At 71.1% G+C, this 12,761-nt stretch carries 11 protein-coding genes; 9 read left to right on the top strand and 2 right to left on the bottom strand.

Translation table 11 applies throughout. From position 1 onward, the window contains the following. Positions 1–134 precede the first annotated feature (134 nt). Both ACZ4EG_RS08080 and ACZ4EG_RS08075 read right to left on the bottom strand, forming a co-directional pair. Positions 135–536: a hypothetical protein gene (locus tag ACZ4EG_RS08080; protein ID WP_467790005.1), complete on the bottom strand. Its 402-nt coding sequence runs from the start codon at positions 534–536 to the stop codon at positions 135–137. A gap of 98 nt (positions 537–634) precedes the next feature. After that, on the bottom strand, positions 635–1,339 hold the full coding sequence (locus ACZ4EG_RS08075) for a response regulator (RefSeq protein WP_453546734.1): 705 nt from the start codon (positions 1,337–1,339) through the stop codon (positions 635–637). Between the two features lie 212 nt (positions 1,340–1,551). On the opposite strand from ACZ4EG_RS08075, the gene pflB reads away from it, so the two are divergent. From pflB to ACZ4EG_RS08030, 9 genes are all read left to right on the top strand, one after another. Then, the gene (gene pflB, locus ACZ4EG_RS08070) at positions 1,552–3,810 is read left to right on the top strand and encodes a formate C-acetyltransferase (protein WP_453546736.1); all 2,259 of its coding nucleotides are present in this window, start codon (positions 1,552–1,554) and stop codon (positions 3,808–3,810) included. Between the two features lie 5 nt (positions 3,811–3,815). Further along, positions 3,816–4,544 carry a pyruvate formate-lyase-activating protein gene (pflA, locus tag ACZ4EG_RS08065; RefSeq protein WP_467790004.1) on the top strand — a complete coding sequence of 243 codons (729 nt, stop codon included), beginning with the start codon at positions 3,816–3,818 and terminating at the stop codon, positions 4,542–4,544. A 175-nt stretch (positions 4,545–4,719) separates the two neighbouring features. Continuing rightward, positions 4,720–5,625, top strand: coding sequence for a universal stress protein (locus tag ACZ4EG_RS08060; RefSeq protein ID WP_467790003.1), 906 nt, complete (start codon positions 4,720–4,722; stop codon positions 5,623–5,625). A gap of 24 nt (positions 5,626–5,649) precedes the next feature. Continuing rightward, complete coding sequence (gene adhP, locus ACZ4EG_RS08055; RefSeq protein WP_453546742.1) at positions 5,650–6,672, top strand: alcohol dehydrogenase AdhP; 1,023 nt, start codon at positions 5,650–5,652, stop codon at positions 6,670–6,672. 5 nt (positions 6,673–6,677) lie between these two features. After that, positions 6,678–7,550 carry a universal stress protein gene (locus ACZ4EG_RS08050; RefSeq protein ID WP_467790406.1) on the top strand — a complete coding sequence of 291 codons (873 nt, stop codon included), beginning with the start codon at positions 6,678–6,680 and terminating at the stop codon, positions 7,548–7,550. A 69-nt stretch (positions 7,551–7,619) separates the two neighbouring features. After that, positions 7,620–8,633, top strand: coding sequence for a type I glyceraldehyde-3-phosphate dehydrogenase (gene gap, locus ACZ4EG_RS08045; protein WP_467790002.1), 1,014 nt, complete (start codon positions 7,620–7,622; stop codon positions 8,631–8,633). A 124-nt stretch (positions 8,634–8,757) separates the two neighbouring features. After that, positions 8,758–11,454, top strand: a complete 2,697-nt coding sequence (locus ACZ4EG_RS08040) for a bifunctional acetate--CoA ligase family protein/GNAT family N-acetyltransferase (RefSeq protein ID WP_467790001.1) — start codon at positions 8,758–8,760, stop codon at positions 11,452–11,454. A 14-nt stretch (positions 11,455–11,468) separates the two neighbouring features. After that, a complete protein-coding gene (locus ACZ4EG_RS08035; protein ID WP_467790000.1) occupies positions 11,469–12,197 on the top strand; it encodes a CBS domain-containing protein in 729 nt (242 codons plus the stop codon). A gap of 16 nt (positions 12,198–12,213) precedes the next feature. After that, on the top strand, positions 12,214–12,711 hold the full coding sequence (locus ACZ4EG_RS08030; RefSeq protein ID WP_453546750.1) for a flavodoxin domain-containing protein: 498 nt from the start codon (positions 12,214–12,216) through the stop codon (positions 12,709–12,711). Positions 12,712–12,761: the final 50 nt, after the last annotated feature.

The raw sequence follows: 12,761 nt of genomic DNA, 5'->3' as shown, positions 1-12,761 counted from the left end.
ATACGAGAGCGGCACCGAGAACCGGGTGTCGCTCGTACTCCCCACCTTCTTGCGGCCGGGCCCGCCGCTCCCAGATGCCGATGGTCCCTGTCGGGGGCTGACCGGCACGGCGGGCCACGGCCGTTGGGGTGCCCCTACTGGTGCGATCCGTCGTCGGCCCGGCCGCCGCGCCACGGCGGCGGGGCCGACGACCTGCGTGCCCCCTCCTTGCGGTGCAGGAACCGATTCACCTGGCCGCGCAGCCGGTCCGCCAAAGAGTCCGCCAGTTCATGTGCCGTCGCCTCCCGGGCGTGCACGACGACGAGGGTGTTCCCCACCACGAGCTCCGCCCCGGCGAACCAGGGCTGCTCGGCGTGGTGCGCCACCGCCTTGACGACCCTCAGGGCGCCGCGGACGGCCGGCACCCCGGGGCGGCCGAGGACCGCGTCGACCTTGGCCCGCAGATACGCGAGTTCTTCCTCGCCCACCTCGCCTTCCGTGCGCACCCGCAGGTCGGTGGTGGTGCTGACGTGAGTGCCGATGTCCTTGGCAGTCATGGGATCCGCTCCTTGAGATCGTTGGGCAGATCCAGACTTCTGCGAGCACCCTCTGCGGTACAGGGCTGTCAGGCCCTAGGGGTGGGGCCATCGGGCCTTCACCGCTGAGGCGGACGGTCCTGGGAATCCGGTTGTTCCAGGTGCGAGGCGAGGACCGCGGCCTGCACGCGGCGCTGTACGCCCAGCTTGGCCAGCATCCGTGAGATGTGGTTCTTGACCGTCTTCTCCGACAGATAGAGCTTCCTGCCGATCTCGCGGTTGGTCAGGCCCTCGCCGATCAGGGCGAGGATCTCCCGCTCGCGCGGCGACAGGCTCGCCAGCTCGGCCGGCATGGCCGGAGTGCCCACGGGGTCGGTGCGCAGGGAGCGCATCAGGCGGGCCGTGGTCGCGGGGTCCAGCATCGACTGGCCCGAGGCGACGGTGCGCACCGCCGAGATCAGGTCCGAGCCCTTGATCTGCTTGAGGACATAGCCCGAGGCCCCGGCCATGATCGCGTCCAGCAGCGCGTCCTCGTCGTCGAACGAGGTCAGCATCAGACATGTGAGCTCCGGCATCTGGCTGCGCAGCTCCCGGCAGACCGTGATGCCGTCGCCGTCGGGGAGACGGACGTCGAGGACGGCGACGTGCGGCCGCAGGGCGGGGCCTCGGGCGAGTGCCTGCTGGACGGTGCCGGCGTCACCGACGACCGAGATGTCGGGCTCGGCGTCGAGCAGGTCGGTCAGGCCGCGCCGTACGACCTCGTGGTCGTCGACCAGGAACACGCGGATCGGGTCCTGCTCCGTGAACGTGCGTGTCTGCGTCATGACGACCCCTTGTTCCCCGGACGAAGAACGACAAACCGCCGGCCTCCATGACGATCATCGCCTGCCCGGTCCCTGTGTACCGGTCCATATGTACCAGAGCCGATGGGCCCACCGGCGCACCCGGATGTGTCCCTGTCGGCACTCCCCGTGATCGTCACGAGCGACAAGGATCCGAAGTACAAGGAAGCGCCTAGGCGAGGAGAGAACCGACGATGACCGCAACCATGCCAGTCGGGAACCGCACGACGGACGCCTGGCACGGCTTCACGGGCACCCACTGGCGCGAGGGGATCGACGTACGCGACTTCGTACAGGCCAACTACACCCCGTACGAGGGCGACGCCCGCTTCCTGAGCGGTCCCACCGACCGCACGCGCGCCGTCTGGACCAAGGTGAGCGCACTCTTCCCGGAGGAGCGGCGCCGGGGCATCCTCGATGTCGACACCGCCATCCCGTCGACCATCACCTCGCACGCGCCCGGCTACATCGACCGGGAGCGCGAGCTGATCGTCGGCCTGCAGACGGACGCACCCCTGAAGCGGGCGATCATGCCCAATGGCGGGCTGCGGATGGTGGAGAACGGCCTCAAGGCGTACGGCTACGAGCCCGACCCCTTCGTGACCAAGGTCTTCGGCAGCTACCGCAAGACCCACAACGACGGCGTCTTCGACGCCTACACACCGGAGATGCGCGCCGCTCGCAAGGCCGCCGTCATCACCGGCCTCCCGGACGCCTACGGACGCGGCCGGATCATCGGCGACTACCGGCGCGTGGCGCTCTACGGCACCGACCGGCTGATCGCGGCCAAGCAGGCCGAAAAGGCGCGGCTGGACGGCGAGCCGTCGACCGAGCACATCATCCGCGACCGTGAGGAGCTCGCCGAGCAGATCAAGGCGCTGGGCGAGCTGACCCGTATGGCGGCGACATACGGCTGCGACGTCTCCCGCCCCGCCACCACCGCGCACGAGGCCGTCCAGTGGCTGTACCTCGCGTACCTGGCCGCGGTGAAGGAGCAGAACGGCGCCGCCATGTCGCTGGGCCGCACCTCGACCTTCCTGGACGTCTTCCTGCAGCGGGACCTGGACGAGGGGATCATCGACGAGACACGCGCCCAGGAGCTGGTCGACGACTTCGTCATCAAGCTGCGGATCGTGCGCTTCCTGCGCACGCCCGAGTACGACGCCCTGTTCTCCGGCGACCCCACCTGGGTGACCGAGTCCATCGGCGGCATCGGCACGGACGGCCGCCCGCTGGTCACCCGCACCTCGTTCCGCTTCCTGCAGACCCTGTACAACCTGGGGCCCGCACCCGAGCCGAACCTGACCGTGCTGTGGTCGCCCCGGCTCCCGTCCGGGTTCAAGAGGTTCTGCGGTCAGGTCTCGGTCGACACCAGCGCCGTCCAGTACGAGTCCGACGAGCTGATGCGCCCGTGCACCGGCGACGACACCGCGATCGCCTGCTGTGTCTCGGCCATGGCGGTGGGCCGGCAGATGCAGTTCTTCGGGGCGCGGGTCAACCTCGCCAAGGCACTCCTGTACGCGATCAACGGCGGCCGGGACGAGATGACCGGCGAACAGATCGCCCCCGCGGCGCCCGCGCTGACGGGTGAGTACCTGGACTACGAGGAACTGGCCGCGGCGTACGACCGGATGCTCGAATGGCTGGCACGGACGTACGTCAACGCCCTCAACGTCATCCACTACATGCACGACAAGTACGCCTACGAGCGCCTTGAGATGGCCCTCCACGACTACCCCGTGCACCGCTTCATGGCCTGTGGCATCGCCGGTCTGTCCGTCGCCGCCGACAGCCTCTCCGCCGTCAAGTACGCGCGTGTGAAGGTCGTCCGGGACGCCACCGGACTGGCGGTGGACTACGAGGTCGAGGGCGACTACCCGGCGTACGGGAACAACGACGACCGCGCCGACACGCTCGCCGTCGACCTGGTCGATTCGTTCATGGCGAAGGTGCGCAAGCACCCCACCTACCGCAACGCCGAACACACCCAGTCGGTCCTCACCATCACCTCCAACGTCGTCTACGGCAAGCACACCGGCAACACCCCCGACGGGCGGCGCGCCGGACAGCCCTTCGCACCCGGCGCCAACCCGATGAACGGCCGCGACCGGCACGGAGTGGCCGCGTCCGCGCTCTCGGTCGCCAAGCTGCCGTACGAGCACGCCCGCGACGGCATCTCGCTGACCACGACCATCACCCCGGAGGGACTGGGCCACCGCCCGGAGGAACGCGCCGGGAACCTGGTCGGCATCCTCGACGCCTACACGGCGGCCGGCGGCTTCCACATGAACGTGAACGTCCTGGACCGCGCCAAGCTCGAGGACGCCATGGAACACCCGGAGAACTATCCGGACCTGACCATCCGCGTCTCGGGATACGCCGTGAACTTCGTCCGCCTGACCCGTGAGCAGCAGCTCGACGTGATCAGCCGTACCTTCCACGGATCGCTGTGAACACGATGACGAAAGGCCGGATCCACTCCTGGGACCTGTCCACCGGCGTGGACGGTCCCGGGACCCGGTTCGTCCTCTTCTTCAGCGGCTGCCCGCTGCGCTGCCTGTACTGCGCCAACCCGGACACCTGGCACATGCGCGACGGCAGGGAGGTCACGGTCGACGAGGTGATGGCCGAGATCGAGAAGTACCGGCCCTTCGTCACCACGGCCGGCGGCGGAGTGACCCTCACCGGCGGCGAACCGCTCCTCCAGTCGGCCTTCGCCGGGGCGGTGCTCCGGCGCTGCAAGGAGGCCGGACTGCACACCGCCCTCGACACCTCCGGCTTCCTCGGCGCCCGAGCCACCGACGAACTCCTCGCGGACGTCGACCTGGTCCTGCTGGACATCAAGTCCTTCGACGTCAACACGTACCGAAAGCTGACCGGAGGTGAACTCTCACCCACCCTGAACTTCGCCACCCGCCTCGACCGGCTCGGCATCCCGATGTGGATCCGCTACGTCCTGGTCCCCGGCTGGACCGACGCACCGGATCCCATCGACGGCCTGGCCCACTTCGTCGCCGGGCTCCCCGCCGTCCAGCGCGTCGACATCCTCCCGTTCCACAAACTCGGCGCCGCGAAGTACGGCTCGCTCGGCATTCCCTTCCCCCTCAAGGACGCTCCCCGGCCGTCCGCCGAACTGATCGAGCGGGTGCGAGAGCAGTTCCGCGCTCAGGGGCTGGCGGCCCACTGACCTGCCGTGGCCTGCGGAGTTCGACAACAGGCCTTGGACACAGGGACGTTCAGCCCAACAGTCACCGACCTTCGGCATCCGGCGCAACTCCCCGCGGAGCGCCAGAGTGAGGTGTGTCAGGCAACAGCCGAACACGACTCCGGAACCGGATCCCTTGCGCCAGAAGGTGGAGATCATGCCCCGCACCGTCACCGTAGGTCTCGACGGCTCGCCCGAAAGCCGTGCCGCGGCCGAATGGGCAGCCCGGGAAGCCAAGTTGCTCGATCTGCCGCTGAAGATCGTCCATGTCTGGGAGCCCGTCCCCGAGCCCATGGCACAGGCCCCGCTGCTCGGGACCGAGACCCACCAGCACTGGACCGAACGCATTCCTCGCGAGTCGGCCGACGGTCTGCGCCTGCGCCACCCCGGCGTCGAGGTCACCAGCGAGCAGCTCTCCGGCAGCCCCGGCGAGGCGCTGTCCGAGGCGGCGAAGACCGCCGAACTGCTCGTCCTCGGCTCGCGACGCCTCGGCGGCATCGGCGGCTTCATGGTCGGCTCCGTCGGACTGAGCGTCGTCGCCCACGCCGAGCAGCCCGTCGTGCTGGTCAGAGCGGCGGAACAGGCCGCCGACGAGCACGAGATGGACCCGGCGGGCATCCCGTCCGCCGCGACACCCTTCCGGCCCGTGGTCCTGGGCCTCGACACCGACCACCCCGACGAGACACTGATCCGGTTCGCCTTCGACGCCGCCGTACGCCGCGGCACGTCCCTGCGCGTCGTGCACGCCTGGTACCCGCCGCCGTACTACGCGTACGGCACACCGGCCAATCCCGCCCTCAACGAGGCGCTGGCCCTGAACGACGCCCAGACCCTGACCGTGGCCCTGCGCCCCTGGCGGCAGAAGTACCCGGACGTCGAGGTCACCGAGGAGTCCCGGTACGGCAGCCCCGCCGTGCACCTCGTCGAGGCCTCGCAGGCGGCCTCGATGGTGGTTGTGGGCCGGCGGATCCGCCGCAGCCCCCTTGGCGCGCACATCGGCCACGTCACGCACGCCGTCCTGCACCACTCCACCGCCCCCGTCGCCGTCGTGGCCCACGGCTGACCCACTTGCTGAGGAGCAGACGTCATGAAGGCAGCGGTTGTACGGGCCTTTGGTGAGCCCCTGGTGATCGAGGAACGTCCGGACCCGGAGCCGGGTGTCGGTCAGGTGCGGGTCCGGGTGGAGGCCTCCGGGCTGTGCCACACCGACATCCACGCGGCGCACGGTGACTGGCCGGTCCGGCCGAACCCGCCGTTCGTGCCCGGGCACGAGGGTGTGGGTGTGGTGGAGGCGCTCGGCGAGGGCGTCACGCACCTGAGCGTGGGGGACCGGGTGGCGGTCCCCTGGCTGGGGTGGGCGTGCGGGCGGTGCGAGCACTGCCTGTCCGGCTGGGAGACGCTGTGCGAGCGGCAGGTCAACACCGGGTACGGCTGTGACGGCGGGTACGCGGAGAAGATGCTGGCCTGGGCGGACTTCGCGCAGCCGGTGCCGCCGGGCATCAGCGCGGTGGAGGCGGCCCCGCTGACCTGTGCCGGCGTGACCACCTACAAGGCGCTCAAGGTCGCGCAGGTGCGGCCGGCGCAGCTGGTGGCTGTCTCCGGGATCGGCGGGCTGGGGCATCTGGCGGTGCAGTACGCGAAGATCGCCGGCGCGCAGGTGGCCGCGATCGACGTCACGGACGACAAGCTGGAGCTCGCCGCCGAGCTGGGCGCGGACCTGGTCATCGACGCCCGCACGGACGACGTGGGCAAGGTGCTCAAGCGGTACGGCGGCGCGCATGCGGCACTCGCGCTGGCCGTGAACGACGCCGCGTTCGAGGCCGTCAACGCGGGCCTGCGGCGCGGCGGGCGGCTGGTGATGGTGGCGCTGCCCGCGCACGGCACGGTGCGCGTTCCGATCTTCGACACGGTGCTGAACGGGACGTCCGTGATCGGTTCGATCGTGGGCACCCGGCAGGACCTGGCCGAGGTGTTCCAGCTGCACGCGGCCGGGCGGACACGGGTGATCTGCGAGACCCGTCCGCTGTCCTCGGTCAACGAATCCATCGACGAGGTGCTGCGCGGGCAGGTCAAGGCACGGATCGTGTTCGATCTCGGGGCGGGGCGGTGAGCGCGATGGACCTGCCGCTGGTCGTAGGGGTCGACGGGTCGGAGCCCAGTCTGCGGGCCGTGGACTGGGCGGCCGACGAGGCCGCACTGCGCGGGGTGCCGCTGCGGCTGGTGTACGCCTCGCTGTGGGAGCGCTACGAGGGCACCTCGCTCGCGCAGGAAGTGGGCAGGCCGTCCGAGCAGGTGATCGCCGAGGACATCGTCGCCGCGGCCGCCCGCCGCGCGGCGCTGCGCCAGACCGGCGTGAAGATCTCCACCGACGTCCTGCCCGAAGAACCCGAATACGCACTCGTACGCGAGAGCCGTAACGCGTCCGCGCTGGTGATGGGCACCCGGGGCCGCAGCGGCATGGTCGAGATGCTGCTCGGTTCGGTCAGCCTGACCGTGGCCGCATACGCCCACTGCCCGGTCATCGTGCTCCGCGGCAGCCACGACAATCAGGCCCGTTCCGCAACGCACGGCCGGATCGCGGTGGGCGTCGGCGACAAGGCGGCCGACTCCGCGGCGGTGCGCTTCGCCCTGCGGGAGGCCGAACTGCGCGGCGTCGAGCTGGAAGCCGTACGCGCCTGGCGGTGCCCGGCGCACGAGACGACCGACCACCCGCTGCTGGCCGGAGAACCCGCCCGACTGCACGAGGAACGGGCCGTGGAAACGCTGGAGGAGGCGCTGCGGGACGCGCCGGAGCACGTACGACTGCGCCCGCACGCCGTCGAGGGCCACGCCCGCCGTGTCCTGCTGGCCGCCTCCCACCGTGCCGACCTGCTGGTCGTCGGCGCCCGGCGCCACCCGGACCACCTCGGGCTGCAACTCGGCCGTGTGGCCCACGGAGTCCTGCATCACGCGGCCTGCCCCGTCGTCGTCGTACCCGAGCAGCCCTGACCGACGCCGAGGTCACCGACCGGAGCTGGAACGCCTGAACACCCCTGACGCCGAAAGGAACCCACCACCATGACCGTACGCGTCGGCATCAACGGATTCGGCCGCATCGGCCGCACCTACCTGCGCGCGGCACTCGACCGCGCGGAAGCGGGCACCCAGGACGTCGAGGTCGTCGCGATCAACGACATCACCTCGCCCGCCACCCTCGCCCACCTGCTCGAGTACGACTCCACGTTCGGGCACATCGGACGCGACGTCACTCACGACGACAGCTCGATCACCGTCGACGGCCGGCGCATCGCCGTCACCGCCGAGCGCGACCCGGCCGCCCTGCACTGGTCCGACTACGGCGCCGGCATCGTGATCGAGTCCACCGGACGCTTCCGCGACCGCGACTCCGCCGCCCTGCACCTCAAGGGCGGAGCCCACACCGTGCTGCTGTCGGCACCGGGCAAGGGCGTGGACGCCACCATCGTCATGGGCGTCAACGACGCCAACTACGACCGCCACCGCGACCGGATCGTCTCCGCCGCCTCCTGCACCACCAACTGCGTCGCCCCCATGGTCAAGGTCCTCGACGACGCCTTCGGCATCGAACGCGGCGTGATGACCACGATCCACGGCTACACCAACGACCAGTCCCTCCTCGACGGCCCGCACAAGGACCTGCGCCGGGCGCGCTCGGCGGCCCTGAGCATCATCCCGACCAGCACGGGCGCCGCACGCGCCGTGGGCCTGGTGGTGCCGGAACTGGCCGGGGCGCTGGACGGGATCGCGGTCCGTGTGCCCGTCGAGGACGGCTCACTGACCGACCTCGCGGTGGTGCTGAACCGCGAGGCGACCGTCGACGAGATCAACGCCGCGTTCGACGCGGCCGCCGAGGGCCCCCTCAACGGCATCCTGCGCGTCTCGAAGGCCCCGATCGTCTCCCGCGACGTCATCGGCGACCCCTCGTCCTGCGTCTTCGACCCGGCCCTGACCCAGGCCAACGGAACCCTGGCCAAGATCTTCGGCTGGTACGACAACGAGTGGGGCTACACCAACCGGCTCCTCGACCTCACGGCCCTCGTGGCCGACGAGTGACCGGCTCCGGGGCGGAGCACACATCAGGGCCGATCGGCCCACACTCCGCCCCGGACAGCCCATGGGATCACACGCCACCCCACCGGATGCTCGAAGTGGCAACCGGTTTTGGAGGAGACCCGCGATGAGGGACCACCTGCTCGACCGACCGCCCGCCCACGCGCTGCTCGCGGACGGGACCACCGTGTGCATCCGGCCTGTCACGCCCGAAGACCACGACCAGTTGGAAGGGCTCTACGAGCAGATGTCCCCGGAGAACCTCCGTCTGAGGTTCTTCGTAGCGAGCCGCCGGTCGGCCGCCATGGCCGCCGACCGGGCCTGCGCCCCCGCTCGTCCCGGCTACCGGGCCCTGCTGGCCGAGGCGAAGGAACAGGTGCTCGGCCTCGCCGAATACGACACCGGCGGGCAGGAGGGCGGCCCGGCGGAGATCTCCATCGCGGTCGCCGACGGACTGCACCACCGCGGAGTGGGAACCCTGCTCGTCGAACACCTGGTCTCCGCGGCCCGCGCCGACGGCATCACCACCTTCACGGCCGACGCGCTGAGCGAGAACAACAAGGTGCTCCGGCTCTTCGCCGACCTCGGCCTGCGCACCGTCCGCCGCTACGAGGGACCGGAAGTGCGCTGCACCATCCATCTCGACGAGGACGACACCTACCTCTCCGCGGTCGAGGCCCGCGGCCGGTCGGCCGACGTGGCCAGCCTCGAACCGCTGCTGCGCCCCGACGTGGTCGCCGTCGTCGGCGCCGGACGCAGGCCCGGCTCGGTGGGCCGGGCGATCCTGCACCATCTGCACTCCGGCGGCTTCACGCGCCGCCTGTTCGCCGTGAACCCGAGTATGTCCTCGGTACTCGGCGTGCAGTGCTACCCGTCCATCAGCGCCCTGCCCAAGACCCCGGACCTCGTGGTCGTGGCGGTGCCGGCCGCGGCGGTCCCGGCCACCGCCGAGGAGTGCGGCGCAGCGGGCGTGCGCGCGCTCGTCGTCGTCACTGCGGGACTCGACCACGCCCAGGCGCAGGCACTGCTGGCCGCCTGCCGCAGCTACGGCATGCGCCTGGTCGGCCCCAACTGCCTGGGCATCTCCAACATGGACCCCGAGCTGCGTCTCGACGCGACGTTCGCGGCCGATCATCCGAGGCCCGGCACCGCGGGCGTCGCCGTGCAGTCCGGCGGGGTCGGCATCGCCCTGCTGGACGGGCTGTCCCGGCTCGGCATCGGCGTGTCGTCCTTCGTCTCGCTCGGCGACAAGTACGACGTCAGCGGCAACGATCTGCTGCAGTGGTGGGAGAGCGACTGCCGCACCGACCTCGCCCTGCTGCATCTGGAGTCCTTCGGCAACCCGCGGGCCTTCTCCCGCACAGCCCGCCGGGTCACCCGCCGCATGCCGGTGCTGACCGTGGACGCGGGCCGGTCGGTGGCCGGACGGCGCGCCGCGGCCTCGCACACCGCTGCCGCCGCCACCCCCACCATGACCCGCGGGGCCCTGTTCACCCAGGCCGGCATCACCGCCACCCGCTCGATCGGCGAACTCCTGGAGACAGCGGCCCTGTTGCACTCCCAGCCACTGCCCGAAGGGACCCGTGTCGCCATCGTCACCAACGCGGGCGGAGCCGGGGTGCTGGCCGCCGACGCCTGTGCGGAGGCGGGTCTCGCCCTGCCGTCGTTCACGCCCGCGATGACCGACGAACTGCTCGGCGTACTGCCCGAGGGAGCGGCCGTCGGCAACCCCGTCGACGCCACCGCCTCCGTCACCGAGGAACAGCTCACGCAATGCCTGGACCGGCTCATGCGGTACCCGGGCATCGACGCCGTGCTGGTCGCCCTCGTTCCCACGGCAGTCGCCGTCGCCACGGGTGACGATCTGGTGCGGGCCGTCACCGAGGCACCCGCACGCCGGGCGAAGCCGGTGGCCGTCGTACGCCTGGAGCAGGACCTGCCGGTCCGGCTGCTCACCGCCGTCGGCGGGGGCACCGTCCCCGCCTACGCCGAACCGCAGGCCGCGGCACGCGCGTTGGCCCACGCTGCGCATCGCGCGGCCTGGCTCGCCCGCCCCGCGGGCACCGTACCGACGCTCGACGACGTCGACTCCGAGCGGGCCCGCGCGATCGTCGACGCCCACCTGGCCGAGCACCCGGACGGCGGCTGGCTCGACCCGAACGTCTGCGCCGACCTCCTGGCCTGCTACGGCATCCCGCAGATCCCGTGGGCGTGGGCCGAGACCGAGGACGAGGCCGTCCGCGCCGCGGAGCGGCTGCACGGCGCCGACGGGCGGGTCGTGATGAAGGCTCACTGGCCGGGCCTGGTCCACAAGAGCGAGCAGCACGCCGTCCACCTGGATCTGCGGGGCGAGTTCCAGGTCCGGGCCGCGTTCCGGGACCTGCAGACGCGCTTCGCCGGCCTGCTGACCGGGGTGGTCGTGCAGCCCCTCGCCGACCGCGGCACCGAACTGTTCGCCGGTGTCGTCCAGGACCAGGTCTTCGGCCCGCTCGTCCTGTTCGGCCTCGGAGGCACGGCCACCGAGGTGCTGGCCGACCACGCGGCCCGGCTCGCCCCGCTCACCGACCACGACGTGCACGACCTGATCACATCCCCGCGCTGCGCGCCCCTGCTGTTCGGCTCGGCCGGCCATCGGCCGATCGACCTGGACGACCTGGAGCAGGTGCTCCTGCGGCTGTCCCGGATGGCGGCGGACCTGCCGCAGCTCGCCGAGGCCGACTTCAACCCGGTCCTGGCGACACCGGGCGGGGTCACCGTCCTCGACGCGCGTGTGCGACTGCTGCCCCGTGGACCCCAGGACCCCTATCTGCGCCGACTCCGCTGAGGAGGTAATCGGACATGAAGCACGACAAGGTCGGCTCCGTGATGACGACGGACGTCGTCCACGCCGAGTACGCCACCCCGTTCAAGGAGGTCGTGCGACTCATCGCGGACCACCGGATCAGCGGACTGCCGGTCGTCGACGAGGACGACAAGGTCATCGGCGTCATCTCCGAGACGGACCTTGTGGTGCGGCAGGCGGCCACACCCGGCCCTTACGAACCGACGCGCCGCGCGGGGCTCGCACAGTTGACCCGCGGCGCCCGCAGGCGGGCCGCCAAGGCGAAGGCCCGTACGGCCGGACGGCTGATGTCGAGGCCGCCCGTCACGGTGCACGCCGACGCCACCATCGCGGAAGCGGCCCGCACCATGGCCGAGCGGCATGTGGAACGGCTCCCCGTCCTCGACGAGGAGGACCGGCTGGTCGGCATCGTCACCCGGCGCGACCTGCTCCAGGTGTTCCTGCGCCCGGACCGGGAGATCCGCGACGAGGTGATCGACGACGTCCTGGGACGCATCCTGTGGCTGCCGGCCCGCAGCATCGACGTCGCGGTGACGCAAGGCGTCGTCACACTCACCGGCCACATGGAACACAAGTCCGCCACGGAGATCGCCGTCTCCATGACCCGCCAGATCGACGGCGTGGTCGACGTGGTCGACAAACTGACCTACCACCTGGACGACGCGCGCATACGCGCGGAACAGGCCCTGCACGACGCGGCCGACGACTGGCTGCGCGGACCGTGAAAGGAGGCGTGCCGCCATGACCGGCACCGTGTTGGTCACCTACGGAACGACGAACGGATCGACGGCGAGGATCGCCGAGACCATCGAGGACGTCCTGCGCAAGGCCGGCCTGACGACCGAGGTCCTTCCGGCCCGGTCCGTGGCGAGTGTGGAGCCGTACGACGCGGTCGTGGTCGGCGGCGGGCTGTACGCCGGCCGCTGGCAGAAGGACGCCCGCCGGTTCGTCCGCCGCCACCGCCGCGCACTCGCCGAGCGGCCCGTGTGGTTCTTCAGCAGCGGCCCGCTGGACGCCTCCGCCTCCGAGCGGGACATCCCGCCCGTGCCCGGAGTACGGCGCGCGATGACGCGGTTGGACGTCCGGGAACACATCACCTTCGGCGGCTGCCTCGAAGACGGCGCGAAGGGGCGGATGGCCGGGATGATCCTTCGCTCCGGAAAGGGGGGTGACTTCCGGGACTTCGCCGCGATCGAGGCGTGGGCGGCACATGTCGCCGACGAACTCGGCCGCACCTGATCACGGTCCGTGTCCTCGTCGTCACGTCGTGCCGCACGGCTGACGGCGCG

It is taken from the genome of Streptomyces sp. NPDC025638, assembly GCF_055558775.1.
This window is presented reverse-complemented; position numbering and strand designations above follow the sequence as displayed.